The sequence below is a fragment of the Nocardiopsis endophytica genome (genome assembly GCF_027706725.1).
GTDB lineage: Bacteria > Actinomycetota > Actinomycetes > Streptosporangiales > Streptosporangiaceae > Nocardiopsis_A > Nocardiopsis_A endophytica.
Genome location: NZ_JAQFWQ010000011.1, coordinates 39,478 through 59,973 on the forward strand (window position 1 = coordinate 39,478; position 20,496 = coordinate 59,973).

Genomic DNA, 20,496 nt, shown 5'->3' on the forward strand with positions numbered 1-20,496 from the left:
AAGGTGCGCCAGACCGGCACCACCCCCCGGAAGAGTCCGGAGACCCCCGAAAGGAGCGCACGCCCGTGCCCAGGACCGTCGACCACGGACAGCGGCGGGCCCACATCTGCAACGCCCTGGTCCGCACCGCCGCGCGCGACGGCCTGCACGCGGCCACCATGCGGTCGGTGGCCGCCGAGGCCGGGGTGTCGCTCCGCCTGGTCCAGTACTACTTCGAGACCAAGGCCGGCCTCCTGCACGCCGCCCTGCTCCACCTCGAAGAGCGCAGCCACCGGCGGTGGAACGAACGGCTCGCCGCCCTCCCCTCCCCCGCCTCTCCCCGCGCGCGCGTCCACGCCTTCGTCGCCGAAGCAATTCCGGACGACGACGACAGCCGCGTGTTCCATCTGCTGTGGACCTCGTTCGCCGTTCTGGCGATGACCGACCCCGCACTCGCCGAGCAGCCCTTCGTCTCCGGCCCGGAACGCCTGGAGCGCCAGCTGACCGACCTGCTGACGGAGGCCCACGCGGACGGCGCCCTCCCCACCGACCAGGACCCGGCGCTGGAGGCGACCCGCCTGCTCGCGGTCACCCACGGCCTGGGCACGGACGTCCTCACCGGGCGCCTCACCCCTCAGCGCGCACTCGTCGTCGCGGGGTACCACGTGGACCGGGTGTTCGGCGCGCGCAGCACGACCGACACGTAGAGGAGGCACAAGCCCGCCCCCGCCCTCCCGCCCCTCCGGAGCAGGGCGGCATGATTCCCCCATGCACGACACCCACCCCCCGGCCGGAGCCGCCCGAGACGAGCACGACGACGCACTGCACTGGACCGGAGCCGCCGAGCTGGCGCGCATGGTCCGGGAGCGGCGGGTCTCGGCCCGCGAGGTCGTCGCGGCGCACCTGGACCGGATCGCCGCCGTCGAGCCGCAGGTGAACGCGGTCGTGACGGTGTGCGCCGACCGCGCGATGGAGGAGGCCGCCGCCGCGGATGAGCGCCTGGCCTCGGGCGCCGCCCCCGGCCCCCTGCACGGGCTGCCCGTCGCGGTCAAGGACACCCACGCCGTGGCGGGGGTGCGCACCACGCTCGGCTCCCCGGTCTTCGCCGACCACGTCCCCGACGCCGACGACCTGGTCGTGGAGCGGATGCGCGCCGCCGGGGCGATCGTGGTCGGCAAGACCAACGTGCCCGAGTTCGCCGCCGGGTCGCACACCTTCAACCCGGTCTTCGGCACGACGCGCAACCCGTACGACCCCTCGCGCTCCGCCGGCGGCAGCAGCGGGGGCGCGGCGGCGGCGCTGGCGGCCGGGCTGGTCCCGGTCGCCGAGGGCTCGGACATGGGCGGGTCGCTGCGCAACCCGGCGTCGTTCACGAACGTGGTCGGGCTGCGCCCGTCCCCGGGCCGGGTGCCGGCGTGGCCGTCCGCACTCCCCTGGGAGACGCTGTCGACGCCCGGCCCGATGGGGCGGACCGTCGCCGACACCGCGCTGCTGCTGTCGGTGCTCGCCGGGCCGGACCCCCGGGCACCGATGGCGCTCCAGGACCCGGGCACGGGGTTCGCCGACCCGGAGCCGGGCGGGGTGCGCGGCGCGCGCGTGGCGGTGGCGCCGGACTTCGGCGGGCTGCTCCCGGTCGAACCCGAAGTGGCGGAGATCGTCACCCGGGCCGCCGGGACACTGGAGCGCCTCGGCGCCTCGGTCGAGGAGGCGCTGCCCGACTTCTCCGGGGCGGACGAGGTCTTCCGGACGCTGCGGGCCTGGCAGTTCCATCTGACGTTCGGCCCGGTGATCGAGGCGCATCCGGGCAAGGTCAAGGAGTCGGTCGTGCGCAACGCGGCCGAAGGGGCGGCGCTCACGGGTGAACAGGTGGGGCGCGCCAAGGAGGGCCTGGCGGGCCTGTACCACCGCCTCCGCGTGTTCTTCGAGCGCTACGACCTGCTGCTGCTCCCGGTGAGCCAGGTTCCGCCGTTCGACGCCGGGCAGGAGTACCCGTCGCAGGTCGCGGGCCGGCCGATGGGCGACTACCTGGAGTGGATGGCGTCCTGCTACTGGGTGACGGCGACCGGGTGCCCCGCGCTGTCGGTCCCGGGCGGGTTCACGCCGGACGGACTGCCGGTGGGTGTGCAGATGGTCGGGCCGCACCGGTCGGAGCGGCGCCTGCTCGGCCACGCCGCGGCGTTCGAGGCGGCGACGGGGCATGGGAGGCTGCGTCCGCGCCTAGGATCCACGCCTTGACGGCGTAGATTCGGATGTCCCGTTGAACGGAATCCATCCAGCGGGCGGGGCGGTGGCCTATGCGGCCCTGCCTAGGGCCCCGTCCTCATCGTCCCCGCCCGCCTCGTGCTTTCCGGTGCGGGTGTTGTGGCGGCGGGCGCGGTAGTGGGCCTCCAGGCGGCGCATGTGCTTCTCGCGGTTGTGGCGTCCGCAGAGGAGCTGGGCGTTGGAGGGGGTGGTGGTTCCACCTTCCCACCATTCGGTGCGGTGGTCGCCCTGGCACCACCGGGCCGGGACCGAGCACCCTTCCTCCCACTGGCAGGTCCCGGCGGTGGCGCCGAGGGCCTGCAGGAGCGGGGCGGGGAAGGTGCGGCGGGCCCTTCCGATGTCGACCAGCCCCTTGACGGGGTCGGTCACCACCCTGCGCAGCACGCAGTCCGAGGCGAACGCCCGGGCGGCCGAGGGCGGGAGCAGGCGGCCCCGGTCGGTGGTGGCCGGCTCGGCCCCCTCCTTGAGGAGGAGGGCGTCGAGGGACACCACCAGGTTCACCTGGGGGCGGCTCATACCCCGACGCCGCTTCCCAGAAGCCTGGTCGGGGCGGGGGGCTGCGAGGGCGGCGGCCACATCCGACCCCTCCGCGGGGGTGGGGACGGGAAGGCCTTCGGCGTGCAGGCTGTTCTCGCATATCTGGATGAGGGCGTCGTAGCGGCGCTGCTTGATGGTGCGCCCGTCCCCGGGCGGGGCCGTGTGGTGGTCCAGGGCGGCGCGGAGGATCTCCTCGGACGCGGCGTCGCCCCAGGCGTGGAAGTTGAACCCGAAGGCGTTGGCGGTGGTCTCGGCGCCCCGGTCGGCGTAGGCCTCGCGGTGGCGCTCCTCGTGCTCCTGCGGGCACAGGCGCCGTTGCAGCTCCCTGCCGAGCCGCTTGAGCCCGCCATCGGCCACACCGGACTCGGCGGCGGTGACCATGATGTGCTCGGCCCGGCCCCGGTAGTCGGCGGCGTCGGGGTGGCGCTCGGCGTCCCGCCCTCCCACGGCCTTGTCGACCATTCCCATGATCTGGGCGAGTTGGGCGAAGGCGATCCGCCCCTCCTCGGCGGCCCTGACCGCCTGGGGGTAGTCGTCCAGGTGGTCGGCCACGGTCATGATCGCGGTGGCCTGGGAGGAGGAGCGGCCGTGCTCCCGCAGGAGCCCGGCGACGGTGGCGTGGCCGGTCCCGGCGAGGGCGCCGGTCTGGTTGATTCGGGCGGCCAGGCGGGCCAGGGCCAAATCGAGCGCCCCGAGTCCTGCGGCCAGCACCGCGAGCAGGTCGCACAGTAGGTGCTGGGCGCCTGCGGGGAAGTCCTCGGCAAGGGCCCCGTGGGCCTGGTCGAGCACTCCGGTGAGCCCGGCCTGGATGCGCTGGGCGCGCGATCCGGGCGGGGGCCCGCTGGGGTGCTGCTGGCTTGCCATACTCCCAACGTTAGAACAGAGGTACGACAGAACGGGGGCCGTTTTCGAACCTGTGGGAAAACCACGTATTTGCAGGTCAGAGCCATCAAGATCATTCCATGGGCAGAGGACCGGGGCCGGGGAACCGCCCTGCTCGTTCCGTCGCCGCCAATCACGGTGACCACGCACACGACTGCCACCCGACAGCACTACGGTGCGGGCCGTTCGCCCGCCTCGCCGCCGTCTCCGCCCGCCAGCAGTGCGGACGCCGACGCGCGCAGTGAGGCGCGCAACTCGTCCTCGCCCATGCCGCCGGTGATCAGGCGGCGCAGCTGCCCGGCCCCCACGGCCCAGTTCACCAGGGACAGCAGCATGAACAGCAGCACCTCCGGGCGCATGTCCGCGCGCACGCGGCCGCTGCGCTGGGCCTCGGCGATCACCTCGACCTTGCGGCGGTAGCGCTCGGTCCGCCAGTCCTCCGCCGGGACCGGCCCGTCGGTGTAGTGCAGCTCCTCCCACATCAGCAGCCGCAGGTACTCGGGCTGCTCGCGGTGGTAGTCGTGGACGCGCACCACGTATTCGGCGAGGTCGTCGCCCTCCTGCAGCGGCACCTCCGCCGACAGCCGCGAGCAGGCGTCCGAGAGCACCGTGGTGAACAGCTGCTCCTTGCCGCCGAAGTAGTCGTAGATCGCCCGCTTGTTGGCCTCGGCCGCGGCGGCGATCCGGTCCACGCGGGCGCCCGCGATCCCGTGGTCGGCGAATTCCCGTGTCGCCGCGCGGAGGATGCGGGCTCGGGTGGCGGCGGCGTCGTATCCCATGGGATCCACACTACATTTTCGAACCAGACGGTTCGTTCTCTTCGCTCCGAGGTGTAGAGTCGCCCTCGCCACCAACCGAACCATCTGGTTCGTTCTTTCCTCTCCCCTTCGGAGGTCGACCATGCCCGCACCGTCAACCGCGGAGCACCCGGCCGGGTCCCGACCCGCGAACGCCCCCGGAGCGGACGCCCCGGCGGGCATCACCGGGACGCTCACCGCCGTGCTCGCCCTGGCCTGCGCCGTGACGGTCGCCAACATCTACCTCAGCGCCCCGCTGCTCGGGCTGGTCTCCGACACCATGGGCATCAGCGCCGACCAGGCCGGGCTGGTGACCACCGCCGGACAGCTCGGCTACGCGCTGGGCCTGTTGTTCCTGCTGCCGCTCAGCGACACGGTGCGGCGGCGCCCGTTACTAGTCGCCCTGGTCGTCGGAACCGTCGCCGGCCTGGCCACCGCCGCGGCGGCCCCCGGGCTGCCCGCGCTCGCCGCGGCGATGCTGGCGGCGGGGGCCTTCACCGTCATCCCGCAGCTGCTCGTGCCCGTCGCGGCGGGCCTGGCCGGCCCACAGCGGCGCGGACGGGTGGTCTCCCTGCTGCAGGCCGGGGTGTTCACCGGCGCGATCGCCGCGCGCGTGGTCGGCGGCGCCTTCGGCGAGTTCGCCGGGTGGCGGCCGGTGTTCATCGCGGCGGCGGTGGCCACGGCGGCCGTCGGCGCGCTGACCATCGCCCTGCTCCCCCGCTCGGCCGACGCCCCCGCGGCCGCACCCGGGGGCGCGCGCCCGTCCTACCCGGCGCTGCTGGCGTCCCTGCCCGGCCTGCTGCGCACCTCCGCGCTGCGCCGGTCGCTGCTGTTCCAGGGGGCGGCGTTCGCCGCGTTCAACATGGTCTGGACCGCGCTGGTCTTCCTGCTCACCGGGCCCGGGTACGGGTTCTCGACCCTCGGTGCCTCGCTCTTCGGCGCCTTCGGGGCCCTCGGCATCCTGGTGGCGCCCGTCGCCGGGCGGGCGATCGACCGGTTCGGCACCTGGCCGGTGCGGGGCGCCGGCCTAGCGACGATCACGGCCGGGGCCGCCCTGCTGATGGCGGCGCACCTGGGCCCGCCCGTGGCCGCCGTGGGCATCGCAGTGCTCTACGCCGGGCTCCAGGCCGCGCAGGTCGGCAACCAGACCGCGGTGCTGGCGGCCAACCCCGAGGCCGGGGGCCGCATGAACACGGTCTTCATGTTCGGCACCTTCCTGGCCGGGGCCGCCGGGTCGGGGGTGGGCGCCGCCCTGTACGAGGCCTTCGGGTGGGTCGCCGCAAGCGGCGCGGCGGCGGCCACCGTCGCGGTCGCCCTGGCCGCGTGGGCCCTGCTCACCGCCGCCGACCGCCGCCGTTGAGCCCCGGCGGCGCTCATCGCCCCGACCGGGCCCTGAGGTAGGCGCCCGAGGCGGGGAGGAACATCGCGACCAGGGCCACGGGGACCGCGGCGATGTGCACCGCCCGGACGGCGAAGTAGGCCAGCCGCGCCCCGTCCGCCTGCGCGAGGGCCGCCGCGGGGTCGCCTCCGCCCGCGAACCAGGCGGCGAGCGGGACGACCAGGGTCCCGAACCCGATGACCCCGAGAAGGACCGTGAGGGCGATCCGTGCCCAGGCCCGGCCCCGGTGGAGGAACAGGACGAGCGCGGCCGCACCCGAGTAGACGGCGACGCGCAGGGCGATCGCGGCGGCGAGCCCCGCGGTCATGCCCTCCTCCAGCGCCATGCCGGTGGCCCCGATGACGGATTCGACGACACCCGCCCCGATCGCCACCAGCCAGAACAGGCACGCGACGCGCAGCGGCCGGGGCACGGAGGCCGACGCGCCCCCGGCTCTCGGGGCGTCGGCGGAAGGGGCGGTCGGCGTGGTGGAGGTGGGGATCGTGCCGGGCATGTGCGCCTCCGAGGCTGGGGTCCGGTATCGGAACCCCAGCCTCGGGCACGGAGCCCTGGCCCGTCAGGAGGGCGCTCACGTGACCGGTGGGTGGTGCGCGGACCACCCACCGGTGGTACGAGGGGGCCCATTCCCCTGCCGGGATGGGCCCCCTCGCTCACTCCTCTACCACCTCCGTGTTCTGGCAGGCGGTGAGGAGCCACTCCCCCTCCTCTTTGGCCATGACGTACAGCGGGCTGCCCTCGGGCCCCACCTGCTCGCCGTTGGGCCCCCAGTAGCGCTGGCGCACCTTGACCGCGGCCACGTCCGGGCGGATGAACAGCACGCTCAGCACCTCGTAGGTGGGCGTGTTGCCCTGCATCGCGCCGGGAAGCACCTTGCGGGTGAAGGCGCCGATCTCCTCCCGTCCGATGAGGCGCTTGCCGTGCCCCGTGGTCCAGATGGCATCACTGCGGAAGTACCGGATGAACTCCTCAGGGAGCTCGTTGCGCTGTGCGTGCTCGACTCCGGCGACGACCTTCTCGATCGCCTTGATCTGGGCCTCCGCGTCCGCGGGGGCGTTCTCCGTCTTCTCGAACTCCGTGGTGTCCATGGCCCCACCCTCGGACATCAAGTTCAGTTGAGGTCAAGGCCTAGAGCGATGTGACCGCCGTCCCACCACCGGGCCCACGCCGTGGCGCCCCAGGGCGCCGCCCCGGCGGCGCTCAGTCGTCGGCCGGGCTGTCCAGCAGGACCTGGGCCACCGCGCTGTCCGTCACCAGGGTCGTCACGAGCCCGCTCTTGAGCGCCGCCCCGATCGCCCGGGCCTTGGCCTCGTCCCCCGCCCCGGCGACCGCGACCACCTCGGGCACCTTGCGCAGCTGCTCGGCCCGGATGCTGATCACGCGCTCGTCCAGGTCGCAGTGGACCGGCTCGCCCTCGGCGTCGATCAGCTGGGCCGATACCTCCGCGCGCACCCCCAGGCCCTCGTAGCGGGCCCGCGAGTCCGGGTCGAGGGCCTGGTAGACCGTGGAGTTGCGCTCGTCCCAGCCGCCGATGGCCACCACCGCGGTGGTCAGCCGGTCGTAGTGGGCGAACGCCGCCGCGATGCCGGGGTCGGCGCGCAGCGTGGCCGCCGTGGCCGCGTCCGGGAGGATCAGCGGGGCGTAGACCGGGTAGGCCGTGCCGCCCGCCAGCGACGCCGCCCGGCGCACCGTCTCCACCGACCCGCCGCCCTCGGCGAACTCCGAGAGCACCCCGTTGAGCTGCACCACCGTGCACCGGGGCAGCTCGGCCAGCTCGGCGCCCATCGCCTGCAGCACCCGGCTCCAGGCCAGGCCCAGCACCTCGCCGTGGCGCACGATCTCCGGCAGCAGGCGCGCCGCCGCCGACCCCAGCGCCCTGCGGGTCTCGACCGGGTCCTCGGCCGCCTCCACGACGATGGCCCGGTGCAGCCCGTAGGCCTCCCGCAGCCGCTCCGACAGCGCGCCGTCGAGCCGCTCGGGCAGGCGCACGTCGATGCGGACGATGCCCGCGCCGCGGGCCGCCTCCAGGTCGCGGGCGACCTTGAACCGGCTCAGCCCGAACTCCTCGGCGATCTCCACCTTCGAGCGCCCGTCCAGGTAGAACCTGCGGGCGATCGCGGCCAGCCGCACCATCTCCGCGGGGCCGCTCGGGGCGGCCTCCTGCGCCTCACTCCGCCGTTCGCTCATATGCGCAGCAGTGTACTCGATCGAGCGCCGCACATTGACACCGCATTTCCAATGGGTTTTCAATACACGAAACATCTGTGACCCAGGACGCTCACATGAGCGATGCCGGTCACGGCCGTCCCCGACACCAGGAGTACCTCGTGCGTGCCGCCATCATCTCCCAGCCCGGAACCGTCACCGTGGGCGAGAGGCCCGAGCCCGTCCCCGCCCCCGGCGGCGTGGTGGTCCGCGTCGGCGCCTGCGGGATCTGCGGCACCGACCTGCACATCGCCGATGGCGAGTTCCCGCCCAGCCCCTACCCGCTGGTGCCCGGGCACGAGTTCGCCGGGACCGTGGCCGCCGTCGGCGAGGGCGCCCCCGGCGGCCTGCGCCCCGGCGACCGCGTGGCCGTGGACCCGTCCCTGTTCTGCGGCCACTGCGGCCCCTGCCGGTCCGGGCGCGGCAACCTGTGCGCCAACTGGGGCGCCACCGGCGACACCGTCGACGGCGCCTTCGCCGAGTACGTCGCCGTGCCCGCCGCCAACTGCCACCGCCTGCCCGACTCGGTCAGCATGCGCCAGGGCGCCCTCGTCGAGCCGCTGTCGTGCGCGGTGCACGGCGTCCGCCGCATCGGCGCCGAGGTCGGCGAGCGCTTCCTGGTGGTCGGCGCCGGGACCATGGGGCTGCTGCTGCAGCAGCTCCTGCAGGGCTCCGGCGCGCGGGTCACCGTCGTGGACCGCAACCCGCGCCGCCTGGCGATCGCCGCCGACCTGGGCGCCGACGCCACCGCGCGGGACACCGCCGAGCTGGACGACGAGCGCTTCGACGCCGCGGTCGACGTCACCGGGGCGCCGTCGGCCATCGAGGCCGCGTTCTCCTCCCTGCGGCGGGGCGGGCGGCTGCTCGTCTTCGGCGTGGCCGCCGACGACGCGCAGGTCTCGCTGTCGCCGTTCCGCATCTACAACGACGAGATCACCATCGTGGGCTCGATGGCGGTGCTCAACAGCTTCGGCACCGCCGTCGACCTCATCGGCCAGGGCGTGATCGAGACCGCCCCCCTGCTGACCGACGCGCTGCCGCTGGAGAAGTTCCCCGAGGCGCTGGACATGATGCGATCGGGGACCGGAGTGAAGATCCAGGTCGTGCCCGGCGCCGACGACAGCGCCTCCTGAGACCCGAAGCGATCGGAAGAGGCAGCACAGTGCACCCCATGCGCTCCATCCCCATCGCCCGCACGGCCGCCCTCGCCGCCGCCGGCCTGCTGCTCGCCGGCTGTGCCGGGGCCGGTGCCACCGGTTCCGGCGGCGACACCGTCCGGCTGACCGTCGCCATCGTCTCCAACCCCCAGATGCAGGACGCGATCGCGCTGCAGGACCGGTTCCGCGAGGAGAACCCGGGCATCGAGGTCGACTTCGTCTCGCTCCCGGAGAACGAGGCGCGCGCCAAGATCACCACATCGGTGGCGACCGGCGGCGGCGAGTTCGACGCCGTCATGATCAGCAACTACGAGACGCGCCAGTGGGCCGAGTTCGGCTGGCTGGAGAACCTGCAGCCCTACATCGACGCCTCGGAGGGCTACGACGACGAGGACTTCATCCCCTCCATCCGCGAGGACCTCTCGCACGAGGGCGACATGTACTCGGTGCCCTTCTACGGCGAGTCCTCCTTCCTGGCCTACCGCGAGGACCTCTTCGAGGAGGCCGGGGTCGAGATGCCGGAGAACCCCACCTGGGAGGAGGTGGCCGGGCTGGCGGCCGAGCTGGACGGCGTGGAGCCCGGCGTGTCCGGGATCTGCATGCGCGGCCTGGCCGGGTGGGGCGAGATGCTCAGCCCGTTCAACAGCATGCTCAACACCTTCGGCGGGCGCTGGTACGACCGGGGCTGGAACGCCGAGCTGGACTCGCCCGAGTTCCGCCGCACCGCCGACTTCTACGTCGACCTGGTGCGCGCGCACGGCCAGCCCGGCGCCGCCAACAGCGGCTTCGGCGACTGCCTGAACCGGTACGCCCAGGGGCGGGCCGCGATGTTCTACGACTCCACCTCCATGGTGAGCACCATCGAGGACGACAGCGCCGGGAAGGTGGCCGGGCTCAACGGCTACGCCCCCGCCCCGGTGGCCGAGACCGACTACGGCGGCTGGCTCTACACCTGGTCGCTGGGCATCCCCGCCACCTCCGAGCACAAGGAGGAGGCCTGGCGGTTCCTGGAGTGGATGACCGACAAGGACTACATCCGCCTGGTGGCCGACGAGTACGGGTGGCAGCGGGTCCCGCCGGGCAACCGGCTCTCGACCTTCGAGGAGCCGGGGTACCAGGAGGCCGCGGGCGCCTACGCCGACCCCATGCTGCAGGGCATCGAGCAGGCCGACCCCGCCGACCCGGGCACGCGCCCCGTCCCCTACCAGGGCATCGGGTTCCTCGCCATCCCCGAGTTCCAGGACCTGGGCACCCGCGTCAGCCAGCAGCTCAGCGCCGCCATCGCCGGCCAGGTCACCGTCGGTGAGGCGCTCGCGCAGAGCCAGCGCTACGCCCAGGACGTCGGCGACACCTACAAGGAGGACGAGCGATGAGCGCCGCGACAGCGCCCGCGCGCGAGGCCCACGCGGCGCCCGCCCGGCGGCCGGACAAGGAGCGGAGCCGGCGCGCGGCCGGGTGGGCGCGGCGCGCGCCCCTCCTGCCCGCCCTGGTGTTCCTGCTGGCCACCACCCAGCTGCCGTTCCTGGCGACGATCTTCTACTCGCTGCGGTCGTGGAACCTGCTGCGGCCCGACTCCCAGGCGTGGGTGGGCCTGGCCAACTACGCCCGCGTCTTCACCGACCGGCAGTTCCTCGGGGCGGCGGCCAACACGGTCCTGATCACCGCCTCCTGCGTGGTGGTGGCGATGCTGCTGGGCATCGGCCTGGCGCTGCTGCTGGACCGCCCGTTCCGCGGGCGCGGGGTGGCGCGCACCATGATCATCACCCCGTTCCTGGTGCTGCCGGTGGCCACGGCGCTGCTGTGGAAGCACATCATGTTCGAGCCGGTGTTCGGCCTGGTGAACTTCGTGCTGGGGCCGCTGGGCGCCGCCGACACCGACTGGGTGTCGCAGTCGCCGGTGTTCTCGGTGGTGGTGGCCCTGGTGTGGCAGTGGACGCCGTTCATGACCCTGCTGGTGCTGGCGGGGCTGCAGAGCCAGGGGCGCGACGTCATCGAGGCCGGCCAGGTCGACGGGGCGTCCCGGTGGCAGATGTTCGTCTGGATCACGCTGCCGCACCTGCGCCGCTACATCGAGCTGGGCGTGCTGCTGGGGTCGATCTACGTGGTGAACACCTTCGACACGATCTACATGATGACCCAGGGCGGCCCCGGGACCGCCAGCTCCAACCTGCCCTTCTACATCTACCAGCGGACCTTCCTCGGGTTCGACATCGGACAGTCGGCGGCCATGGGGGTCGTGGTGGTGGTCGGGACCATCATCGTGGCCACGCTCGCCCTCCGGCTGATCTTCCGGACGTTCATGAACGCACAGGAGGCGAGAACGTGACCGCCGTGAGCACCCAGCGCCCGGCGCGCCGCCCCCGCGGGAGCGCGCGCGGCACCGCACTGACCGCGGCCACATGGGCGATCGCGCTGCTGTTCGTCTCACCGGTGCTGTGGCTGGTGCTGACCGCCTTCAAGGAGGAGAACCAGGCGGCGACCGACCCGCCCACGCTGTTCTTCCAGCCGACGCTGGACCGGTTCACCGCGGTCCTGGGCGCCGACTTCCTGCCGTACCTGGGCAACTCGCTCATCGCCACCGCCGCCTCGACCGTGCTGGTCCTGGTGCTGGGGCTGCCCGCCGCGTACGCGCTGTCGGTCGCGCCGGTCAAGCGCACCCAGGACGTGCTGTTCTTCTTCATCTCCACCAAGATGCTGCCGGTGGTGGCGGTCGTGGTGCCGATCTACGTGGCCGCGTCGTGGCTGTCCATGCTGGACAACGTGTGGACCCTGGTCGTGCTCTACACGGCGATGAACCTGCCGATCGCGGTGTGGATGCTGCGCTCGTTCTTCCTGGAGGTGCCCGGGGCGATCGTGGAGGCGGCGCGCGTCGAGGGCGCCGGGCTGGGCCGCATCCTGTGGTCGGTGATGCTGCCGGTGATGGCGCCCGGCATCGCCGCCACCGCGCTGATCTGCACGATCTTCGCGTGGAACGAGTTCTTCTTCGCGGTGAACCTGACCGCCGCCCAGGCGGCGACCGTGCCGGTCTTCCTGACCGGGTTCATCACCAGCGAGGGCCTGTTCGTGGCGCAGCTGTCGGCGGCGGCCGTGATGGCCTCGCTGCCCATCGTGGTGGTCGGCTGGACCGCCCAGCGGCAGCTGGTGCGCGGCCTGTCGATGGGCGCGGTGAAATAGGGGGCCACGGCGGGGGCGGCGGGGCGCGGCCCCGGCCGTCCCCGCCATGATGGAGAACCGTCGGACAGTCCCGGTCCCGGTGGGGCGGTGCTCGGCACCGCCCCACCGGGACCGCCGAACGTCGGGAGACACATGATCATCGTCTGCGGCGAGGCCCTCGTGGACCTCATCCCCGGGGGCTCCCCCGGCGACTGGCGGGCGCTGCCGGGCGGCGGCGCGGCCAACGCCGCCATCGCCCTGAACCGGCTGGGCGTCCCCGCCCCCCTGCTCTGCCGCCTGTCGCGGGACCACTTCGGGCGGATGCTCCGCGCCCACCTGGAGGAGAACGGGGTGGACCTGCGGTGGGCGGTGGACGCCCCCGAGCAGACCACGCTGGCCTTCGTCGCGTTCGACGATGCGGGGTCGGCCGAGTACACCTTCTACGCATCGGGCACCGCCGACTGGCAGTGGTCGCCCGTGGAGCTGCCGTCGGAGACCGCGGGGGCGTGCGTGCACGTGGGGACCCTCGCCACGGTGCTGGAGCCCGGTGCGTCGGTGCTGCGGTCGTGGCTGCGCGCGCGGCGCGCGGAGACCGTGGTCTCCTACGACGTCAACGTGCGCGCCGTCGCGTGCCCGGACATGGACGCCTACCGGGAGAACGCGCGCGGCTGGTGCGACGTGGCGCACGTGCTCAAGGCCAGTGCCGACGACCTGTCGCTGCTGTTCCCCGAACGCGACCCGGTGGAGGCGGCCCAAGCGCTGGTGGAGGAGCACGGCCTGCTGCTCGCACTGGTCACCCTCGGCGGCGAGGGCGCCGTGGCGCTGCTGCCCGGCCAAGAGCCGCTGCGGGCCGCCGCGCCTCCGGTGGACGTGGTCGACACGGTCGGGGCGGGCGACGCCTTCATCGGCGCCTACCTGGCCGAGCTGGAGCGGCTCGGGCTCCTGGAGAGCCCGGCGGCGCTGGAGGGCATGGGCCGGGACGCGGCCTCCGAGGCGCTGGTCTTCGCCGCCCACGCGGCGGCGCTGGCGTGCACGCGCGCGGGCTCCTCCCCGCCGGACCGGCCCGAAGTGGAGGCCGCCCTCGGCAAGGCGGTCTCTTAGGGTGTTGCGCGTAATGGCCGTCACACCACCACCGTCCCCGGAGCGCGCCCCCGGCGTGAGGGGCGCCCCCTGTCCCCTGAGGGAGATCGCATGGCACTCGTAGCGGGCGTCGACAGCTCGACCCAGGCCACCAAGATCGTCGTCCGGCGCGCCGAGGACGGAGCCCTGGTGCGCACCGGGCGCGCCCCGCACCCCGACGGCACCGAGGTCGACCCCGAGGCCTGGTGGCGCGCATTCGAGGAGGCCTCCTCGGGCGGGCTGCTGGAGGGCGTCGAGGCCGTCGCGGTCGCCGCCCAGCAGCACGGGCTGGTGGCCATGGACGAGGAGGGGCGCGTGGTGCGCCCGGCACTGCTGTGGAACGACACCCGGGCGGCCGGCGCCGCCGCCGACCTGGTCGCCGAGCTGGGCGGCCCCAAGGCGTGGGCCGACGCCGTGGGCAGCGTGCCGGTGTCCAGCTTCACCGTGGCCAAGCTGCGCTGGCTGGCCGCCAACGAGCCGGAGAACGCCTCCCGGGTGGCCGAGGCGGTGCTGCCGCACGACTGGCTGACGCGGCGGATCACCGGGGCCGCGCAGGCGGTGACCGACCGCGGCGACGCCTCGGGCACCGGGTACTACTCCCCCGCCGAGGGCGCCTACCGCGACGACCTGGTGCGCCTGGCGCTCGGGCACGACCTGCGGCTGCCCCGGGTGGCGGCGCCGGGCGAGGCGCTGGAGTGCGCCCCCGCGCCGGGCCGGGAGGGCGTGCGCGTCGCGGGCGTCGGCACCGGCGACAACATGGGGGCGGGCCTGGGCCTGGGTCTGCGCCCGGGCGACGTGGCGGTGTCGGTGGGCACGTCGGGGACCGCCTTCGCGTCGGTCCAGGCGCCCACGGCGGACGCGAGCGGGCTGGTGTCCGGGTTCGCCGACGCCGAGGGGGGCTTCCTCCCGCTGGTGTGCACGCTGAACGCGGCGCGGGTGCTGGAGGCCGGGGCCGCGGCCCTCCAGGTCGGCCGCGAGGAGTTCGACCGGCTGGTGCTCTCCGCCGAGCCGGGCGCCGAAGGGCTGGTGCTGCTGCCGTACCTGGAGGGCGAGCGCACGCCGAACCTGCCGGACGCCACCGGGCGGCTGGACGGCATCACCGGGGCCAACCTGCGGCCCGCCAACATCGCCCGGGCGTTCGTGGAGGGCATGCTGTGCGGCCTGGCCGACGCGGTGGACGCGTTGGCCGACAACGGCGTCCCGGTGGAACGGGTGCTGCTCATCGGCGGCGGAGCGCGGTCGGAGGCGGTCAAGGCGCTGGCGCCCCGGGTGTTCGGGCGGCCGGTGCTGGTGCCCGAGGACAGCGAGTACGTGGCCGACGGGGCCGCGCGCCAGGCGGCCTGGGCGCTGCTGGGCGGCGCCGAGCCGCCGGAGTGGGGCACGGGCGCCAAGACGGAGGAGCGGACCGGCGAGCCCGCCCCGCAGGTGCGGGAGCGCTACGCCGAGGTCCGCGCGCGGCTGGAGGCGCAGCACGCGTGACCCGGGTGTGCGGGGGCCGGGCGGGGTCCGGCCCCGCACGGCCTCCCGGGGTGCCGCCCAGGGCTTGCGGGCGCCGCCGCCGCGCGGTGTCCGCCTCCGGTCAGCCGGCCGCCGGAGGCCCCTCGCGCAGCGCCGGCCCCTCCCGGCCCGGCTCGCGCCCGCCCTGGTCGAGCCGGAACGGCGGGTAGGAGTCGGTCATGAGGGCCGCGTACGCCCCGACGCGCACGCGCCAGCGCGCGATGCCCATCAGCAGGTCGAACAGCCCGCCGGGGTAGCGGCCGGTGAACAGCAGCGCGATCGCGACGATGAGGAGCAGGACCGCCACCAGGCCGATACCGCTCGCGGCCGCGTCCATGGCGGCCGCGCCGGCCTGCGTCCGGTCGCCGCCCTTCTCGATGAAGAACGTCGCGCCCCCCACGAAGGCCATGAGGACCAGGTAGTGCGGGATCGCCAGCAGCCACCACTTGACCAGGACCAGTCCCCGGGAGAGGACCCCGGGCTCGGCGATGTCCAGCCGCGCGGGGTAGTCCTCGGCCGGTCCGAGGGTGAACGGCGGGTACCGGTCGGTGCCGAGCACGGCGTAGCCGTAGTAGTCCACGCGCCAGGTCCAGCGCAGCACACCGAGGTTGAAGCGGAAGATCCAGCCCGGGTAGCGGGCGTTGATCAGGATGCCGACGAAGGCGACGACGGTGAGCAGCAGGAAGGCCACCCACAGGAAGACGAGGATGATGTAGTGCGGTATCAACAGGAGCCACTTGACCAGCCACATCCAGCGGCTCGGGCCGTCCGGGTCGCCTTCGATCCGGACCGGGGTGGTCGACATCTGTCTGCCCTCCAGGCACAGGGAAAGATCCTGCGTACGGCCCTGTGAAGAGCCGTCCCCCCGGGACGCCGAACCCGTAGGCGGCGGTTTCCAGTGGAACTCGGGAGGACGGCACGGTTGAAGGGGTGAACAGCCTCCAGGGCGGGGACCTTCGGCACTTCGCCCCTGCGGCGCAGGGGCCGCCGGGCGGCGCGAAAACCCCGTGAACCGGGCGGGAGCGCGCTGCTAGCCTCTCTCCGGGCCGACCGTGGGACTCCGGCGCGACTTCCGGATTTCGCCTTTACCGCGACTATCAAGCAGCTCGCTCCCCTTCTCCCCGGTCGGCCCCCTCGACCACCTCCCGGAGCGGCGATGCGCGACACCCACGGCGGCGACACCTACACCGACCTGCTCGCCTGCGAGGACGTGCTCAGGTTCGCCAACGCCGCGATCAGCGGGACCGGCCAGCGCGAGTTCCGCTCCGGCGCCGCCGAGCAGCGGCTCACCCTGGACTTCCTGCACGACTACGTGCGCATCAACTACCGGGACCTGTACGCGGCGTCCCTGGCGCTGGACGTCAACGACCACAACGCCGCCCGGATCGTGCACGGCCTGCTGTCGGACCCCGGCGAGCCCGGGGCCGCCGCCCTGGACCGGCGCACCGAGGGCGCCCTCGTCTCGCAGCGCCTGGCGCACATGCCGCCCCAGCGCGTGTACCGCCTGTTCCGGCGCCTGGCCGCCGAGCGGGTCAACAACCGGCGCACGCGCGCCGTCATCGCGCGGTGGATCTCGCGGCGGCGGGACCTGGCGTTCGACGCGGTCAAGTACCGCGCCGGGCTGACCGCCGCCGCCCGCCACGCGCACCTGCGCCAGCCCGGCGAGATCTCCGAGTTCTGCTTCACCCCGCCGCACCGGGCGGGGTTCTTCGCCACGCCCCTGCTGGAGACCTACCGGGCCGCCCACTACAGCATGGAGGCCGCCTACGAGCTGCCGCTCAGCGTCGGCGAGGGGTTCGCCGCCAAGCACGGGGTGCCGCGCAAGGAGTTCCTGTCCCGGGCGCGCGCCTCGGCGACCGGAGGCGAGCTGCTGCGGCTGGACCGGAGCCTGCGCGGGCACGGCCTGGAGGGCGCCGACCTGCGGCGGGCGGGCCTGACCCGGCTGTGCTCGTACGTGCTGGCGCTGCCGGTCGCCGAGCGGGAGGAGCGCCGCGAGGAGCTGACGTCCGCCCTGCGCGCTGCGGCACGGCGGATCGCCGGAGGGCAGGCGGGCACGTGGGGGCCGACGGCGGCGGTGCTGGACGACAGCTACTCCTCGTTCGGGTCGCCGGTGAAGCGGAACCGGCCGCTGGCGGTGGCGCTGGCGTGCCACTTCGTGCTGGCGGAGCTGTCGGTGCGGTACACGGCGCACTGGGTGTCGGGGCACCGCGACGCGCTGACCGTGCGCCCGGAGGGCGCGACCCCGCTGGCCGAGACCATCCTGGACGCCCTGGAGGACGGACCGGAACGGCTGGTCGTCGTCTCGGACGGGTACGACGACGGCCCGCCCGTCCCCGCGGCGCTGCTGGACGCCTGGCGCACCCGGGTCGACCCGGGCCACCGGACGGCGGCGGTGCACCTGAACCCGGTGATGGACGCCGACGAGATGGAGCCCGCGCGGCTGGCGCGGTCGGTGCCGACGGTGGGCATCCGGGACGCCTCGGCGCTGCCGTCGCTGGTGGAGCTGGCCCGCTTCGGGGAGGGCCGGTCGGGCCTGTCCGAGCTGCGCGAGCACCTGGAACGACGGGTGGCCGCCTACATCGCCGACGTGGACGAGAAGCCCACGGTTCAGGAGGTCCGATGACCGGCCTCGCCCTGAAGGGCCTGGAGACCGGCCGCGCGCAGGTGCGGGGCGGCGTGCGCATGGTGCCGCTGCTCAGGCGGCGCCCCGTCGAGGGGCTGCGGCTGCACCCGCGCCTGACCGGCGGCGACATCGCGGTCGTGGGGTCGCAGCGGCGGCCGCGCTACGTGGGGTACGTGCCGCACGCCTACGTCGCGACCTGGGGGGACGAGGCGGCGTCGGCCGCGTACGGCACCTGGCTGTCGGAGGTGGAGCGCGGGGTGCCCTCCGGGGCCGAGGCCGCGCGTGCGGCGGAGGAGGAGGCGGCCGGCGGGCCGCCCCGGATCAGGCTGTTCGGGCTGCGGCGCCAGGTCCAGCGCACGGCCCGGACGCGGCTGCGCTTCCTGCCGCTGCACCTGGCGATGGAGGGGTACCTGAGCCTGCACTTCGGCGGGCCGGACATCGCGTGGAAGGAGTGGTCGCGCACGACGCTCCGGCGGGGGCTGTCGCCGCGCGAGGAGGAGTCGTACCTGGGGCTGCACGTGGATGGGCTGGCCGAGGCGCTGCGCACGTTCGAGATCGTGCACGGGCAGTGCGGTGTCGCGCTGTACGTCGGGGACGAGCTGGCGTCGGTGGTCGTGACGCCGCACCCGGAGGACTACCGGGCGCTGCACCCGACGCTGGTGCTGGACATGTTCGGGGAGGCGATCTACCGGAACGCGATGTTCGCCGAGTCGCCGCACCTGCACGCGCCGCTGAGGACGCGCGGTGTGTCGGACCTGGCAGGGCTGAGGGCGGCGCTGGAGGAGCAGCGGGCGTCGTGGAGGGAGTTCCACGACGAGACGATGCTGGCGCCGCTGACCGATGCCGATTACACGCTGACCCCGGTCCACCGCATGGGGGACTTCACGCTTGAACGGTTCCTGCCGTCGTTCGACCCCGCCAGGACGAACCACATCGGCGAGGCGATCACCCGCGAGGACGGGGAGCTGGGGTACCTGAAGACGTTCGTGCTCTCCAATGCCCAGACCAAGCGGGGGCACCTGCTGAGCAGGCTGGCCGCGGCGGGGTGGCACCTGGACGCGACCGCCGCGTCACTGGGGACGGACCGCCGGGGACTGATCACGCGCATGCGGTCGGCGGGGATGGAGCACCTGCTGAGGCAGGACATCCTGGACCGCTTCTGGGCGGGAAATCCGAACCCGTAAAAGGCGGCGAAAGGCGGAGGGGCGGTGCGAAGCCCCGCCCCTCTGTATTCATCCCCGGCCGGTGCGGGGCATTTTACTGCCTCCACGTGACCACTGCACTGTGTCCATTCCCGCGTGTGCGGGGAGCAGTCTTACTGACCTGGGGGTTCTTCAGCGTCGGACACGCTCTCATGCAACTTTGGTGCTCCCGGCAACGGTAGCGCAACGCAGGCGACCATCCCCATTACGCGACCGCCGTCAGTCCTCCCAATGTCACCGCCGCTATGAACGCGCTCGCCGCAGCCCCCAGCGCGAGCGGGCGGGCGCCGCTCTTCGCCAGGGTCGGCAGGTGCACTCCCGTCCCCATGGCGAACAGCCCGGCCGACAGCAGGACCGTTTGCAGCACTCCCCCGACCACCAGCACGCCCTCCGGCAGCCATCCGGTCCCGCCCAGCGCCGCCGCTGCGAGGAACCCGACCACGAACAGCGGCACCAGCGGCGGTCGACGGACCGTCTGTCTCCCCTTCTCATCCCCTCCGTCAGCGCCGACGTCCGCTCTCCGCCGCCGCCAGACGCCCAGCACCACCATCAGCGGCGCCAACAGCACCACCCGGGTCAGCTTCACCACCACCGCCGCCGCGAGGGCCGTCCCGCCCACCGCTCCCGCGGCCGCCGCCACCTGGCCCACCTCGTGCACGCTCGCGCCGACCCACATCCCCGTCAGGTCCGGCCCCAGTCCGAACCCCGCCGCCAGTGCCGGCAGCACCGGGATCGCAATGGTCCCGAACACGGTCACCAGGGCCACCGCCGCGGCCACGTCATCGTCGTCGCCGCCCACCGCGTCATTGGCCGCCGCGACCGCCGACGCCCCGCACACCGACACCCCGGCCGCGATGAGCATCCTCCGCTCGGGGCCGATGCCCAGCACCCTCCCCATCGCCACGGTGGCGCCGAACGTCGCCACGAGCCCTCCGGCCACCACCAGCAGCACCGGGCCTCCCAGGGCCAGCACGTCCGGGAGCGACAGCCCCAGCCCGAGCAGGACGATCCCGGCGCGCATCGGCGTCTTCGCCGCCGCCTTCAGGCCCGGACGCGCGCGGCCCGGAACCAGGCCGGCGTTGGCCAGGACCGCCCCGAGCACCAGCGCGACGACCAGGGTTCCCGCTCCCGGCACGACCGCGTGGACGCCCATCGCCCCCGCCACGCCCGCCGCAACCAGCAGCGCCCCGGGCATCAACGGCGCGAGGCGCACCCGGATCCGGGAAGGGGACGGGCCGGAGGAAGGCGACTTCTTGAGCATGCCCCCACGCTCCCGCCGCCGGTCCTCCGCCGGTAGCCGCCGATTCCGGAGCAGGGCATGCAGTGACTGCATGTCCCGCCCCGCACTCCTCCCCGCGCCCCGGCCGCCCGCGTGCTGGGCTCGGAGACCGCCCGTCCGGGCATCCAGCGTGGTGAAAACGCCGCGCTGACAGCGATCGGGTGGTGGAACCGCCGCTCTGCACGCCCCGGCGGCCGGAAAATCCGTTGCATCGCCGTAGAAGGCGCCGGTACCGTTCTTCACGCACTCCCGGTGCGAAGACGGCGGATACTTCTAATCCAAGGGTCGCGGGTTCGAATCCTGCCACCGGCCCGGCCGGTGTAGCTCAGTCGGTAGAGCATTGGGCACAATTCCGCTTTCGACCTCCCGATCTCGGGGGTGCGCCTCCGGAAACGGCTCCTCCCGCGC

General features: G+C 73.9%; 18 protein-coding genes. 11 read left to right on the forward strand and 7 right to left on the reverse strand.

The annotated features are described in order from the left end of the window. Nucleotides 1–65 precede the first annotated feature (65 nt). Both O4J56_RS06020 and O4J56_RS06025 read left to right on the forward strand, forming a co-directional pair. Nucleotides 66–686, forward strand: coding sequence for a TetR/AcrR family transcriptional regulator (locus O4J56_RS06020; protein WP_270684185.1), 621 nt, complete (start codon nt 66–68; stop codon nt 684–686). A gap of 61 nt (nt 687–747) precedes the next feature. Then, entirely contained in the window at nt 748–2,214 is a 1,467-nt protein-coding gene (locus O4J56_RS06025) for an amidase (protein ID WP_270684187.1), read from the forward strand. Between the two features lie 57 nt (nt 2,215–2,271). On the opposite strand, the gene O4J56_RS06030 is transcribed toward O4J56_RS06025, so the two are convergent. Together O4J56_RS06030 and O4J56_RS06035 are read right to left on the reverse strand one after the other, a co-directional pair. Continuing rightward, nucleotides 2,272–3,642 (reverse strand): HNH endonuclease signature motif containing protein, encoded by a 1,371-nt coding sequence (locus O4J56_RS06030; RefSeq protein ID WP_270684189.1) that lies wholly within the window; start codon nt 3,640–3,642, stop codon nt 2,272–2,274. A 188-nt stretch (nt 3,643–3,830) separates the two neighbouring features. Further along, nucleotides 3,831–4,439, reverse strand: coding sequence for a TetR family transcriptional regulator (locus O4J56_RS06035; protein WP_270684191.1), 609 nt, complete (start codon nt 4,437–4,439; stop codon nt 3,831–3,833). A gap of 121 nt (nt 4,440–4,560) precedes the next feature. Here O4J56_RS06035 and O4J56_RS06040 point away from each other — a divergent pair, with 121 nt between their 5' ends. Beyond that, the gene (locus O4J56_RS06040; protein WP_270684192.1) at nt 4,561–5,817 is read left to right on the forward strand and encodes an MFS transporter; all 1,257 of its coding nucleotides are present in this window, start codon (nt 4,561–4,563) and stop codon (nt 5,815–5,817) included. Between the two features lie 13 nt (nt 5,818–5,830). Here O4J56_RS06040 and O4J56_RS06045 read toward each other — a convergent pair whose 3' ends face one another. The 3 genes from O4J56_RS06045 to O4J56_RS06055 all read right to left on the reverse strand — a co-directional run bounded on the left by O4J56_RS06045 (nt 5,831) and on the right by O4J56_RS06055 (nt 7,986). Then, entirely contained in the window at nt 5,831–6,349 is a 519-nt protein-coding gene (locus O4J56_RS06045; RefSeq protein WP_270684194.1) for a hypothetical protein, read from the reverse strand. A gap of 157 nt (nt 6,350–6,506) precedes the next feature. Next, nucleotides 6,507–6,959 (reverse strand): SgcJ/EcaC family oxidoreductase, encoded by a 453-nt coding sequence (locus O4J56_RS06050; RefSeq protein ID WP_270684196.1) that lies wholly within the window; start codon nt 6,957–6,959, stop codon nt 6,507–6,509. A gap of 94 nt (nt 6,960–7,053) precedes the next feature. Continuing rightward, nucleotides 7,054–7,986 carry a sugar-binding transcriptional regulator gene (locus tag O4J56_RS06055; protein ID WP_270684243.1) on the reverse strand — a complete coding sequence of 311 codons (933 nt, stop codon included), beginning with the start codon at nt 7,984–7,986 and terminating at the stop codon, nt 7,054–7,056. Nucleotides 7,987–8,180: 194 nt separating this feature from the next. On the opposite strand from O4J56_RS06055, the gene O4J56_RS06060 reads away from it, so the two are divergent. The 6 genes from O4J56_RS06060 to xylB all read left to right on the forward strand — a co-directional run bounded on the left by O4J56_RS06060 (nt 8,181) and on the right by xylB (nt 14,966). Then, nucleotides 8,181–9,191: a zinc-dependent alcohol dehydrogenase family protein gene (locus tag O4J56_RS06060; RefSeq protein WP_270684245.1), complete on the forward strand. Its 1,011-nt coding sequence runs from the start codon at nt 8,181–8,183 to the stop codon at nt 9,189–9,191. 38 nt (nt 9,192–9,229) lie between these two features. Beyond that, nucleotides 9,230–10,588 (forward strand): ABC transporter substrate-binding protein, encoded by a 1,359-nt coding sequence (locus tag O4J56_RS06065; protein ID WP_270684198.1) that lies wholly within the window; start codon nt 9,230–9,232, stop codon nt 10,586–10,588. Then, entirely contained in the window at nt 10,585–11,541 is a 957-nt protein-coding gene (locus O4J56_RS06070; RefSeq protein WP_270684200.1) for a carbohydrate ABC transporter permease, read from the forward strand. Before O4J56_RS06065 ends, O4J56_RS06070 begins: the two co-directional genes overlap by 4 nt. Then, nucleotides 11,538–12,389: a carbohydrate ABC transporter permease gene (locus O4J56_RS06075; RefSeq protein WP_270684201.1), complete on the forward strand. Its 852-nt coding sequence runs from the start codon at nt 11,538–11,540 to the stop codon at nt 12,387–12,389. The genes O4J56_RS06070 and O4J56_RS06075 overlap by 4 nt, the downstream gene beginning before the upstream one ends. 132 nt (nt 12,390–12,521) lie before the next feature. Beyond that, nucleotides 12,522–13,469, forward strand: a complete 948-nt coding sequence (locus O4J56_RS06080) for a PfkB family carbohydrate kinase (protein WP_270684203.1) — start codon at nt 12,522–12,524, stop codon at nt 13,467–13,469. A 90-nt stretch (nt 13,470–13,559) separates the two neighbouring features. Further along, nucleotides 13,560–14,966, forward strand: a complete 1,407-nt coding sequence (gene xylB / locus O4J56_RS06085; protein ID WP_270684204.1) for a xylulokinase — start codon at nt 13,560–13,562, stop codon at nt 14,964–14,966. Nucleotides 14,967–15,066: 100 nt separating this feature from the next. On the opposite strand, the gene O4J56_RS06090 is transcribed toward xylB, so the two are convergent. Beyond that, the gene (locus O4J56_RS06090) at nt 15,067–15,789 is read right to left on the reverse strand and encodes a DUF4389 domain-containing protein (RefSeq protein ID WP_270684206.1); all 723 of its coding nucleotides are present in this window, start codon (nt 15,787–15,789) and stop codon (nt 15,067–15,069) included. A 351-nt stretch (nt 15,790–16,140) separates the two neighbouring features. Here O4J56_RS06090 and O4J56_RS06095 point away from each other — a divergent pair, with 351 nt between their 5' ends. Then, nucleotides 16,141–17,607, forward strand: a complete 1,467-nt coding sequence (locus O4J56_RS06095; RefSeq protein WP_270684207.1) for a hypothetical protein — start codon at nt 16,141–16,143, stop codon at nt 17,605–17,607. After that, nucleotides 17,604–18,791 (forward strand): ARPP-2 domain-containing protein, encoded by a 1,188-nt coding sequence (locus O4J56_RS06100; RefSeq protein WP_270684208.1) that lies wholly within the window; start codon nt 17,604–17,606, stop codon nt 18,789–18,791. Before O4J56_RS06095 ends, O4J56_RS06100 begins: the two co-directional genes overlap by 4 nt. A gap of 223 nt (nt 18,792–19,014) precedes the next feature. Here the strand turns inward: O4J56_RS06100 and O4J56_RS06105 are convergent, their stop codons facing one another. Further along, complete coding sequence (locus O4J56_RS06105; protein WP_270684209.1) at nt 19,015–20,070, reverse strand: YeiH family protein; 1,056 nt, start codon at nt 20,068–20,070, stop codon at nt 19,015–19,017. Nucleotides 20,071–20,496: the final 426 nt, after the last annotated feature.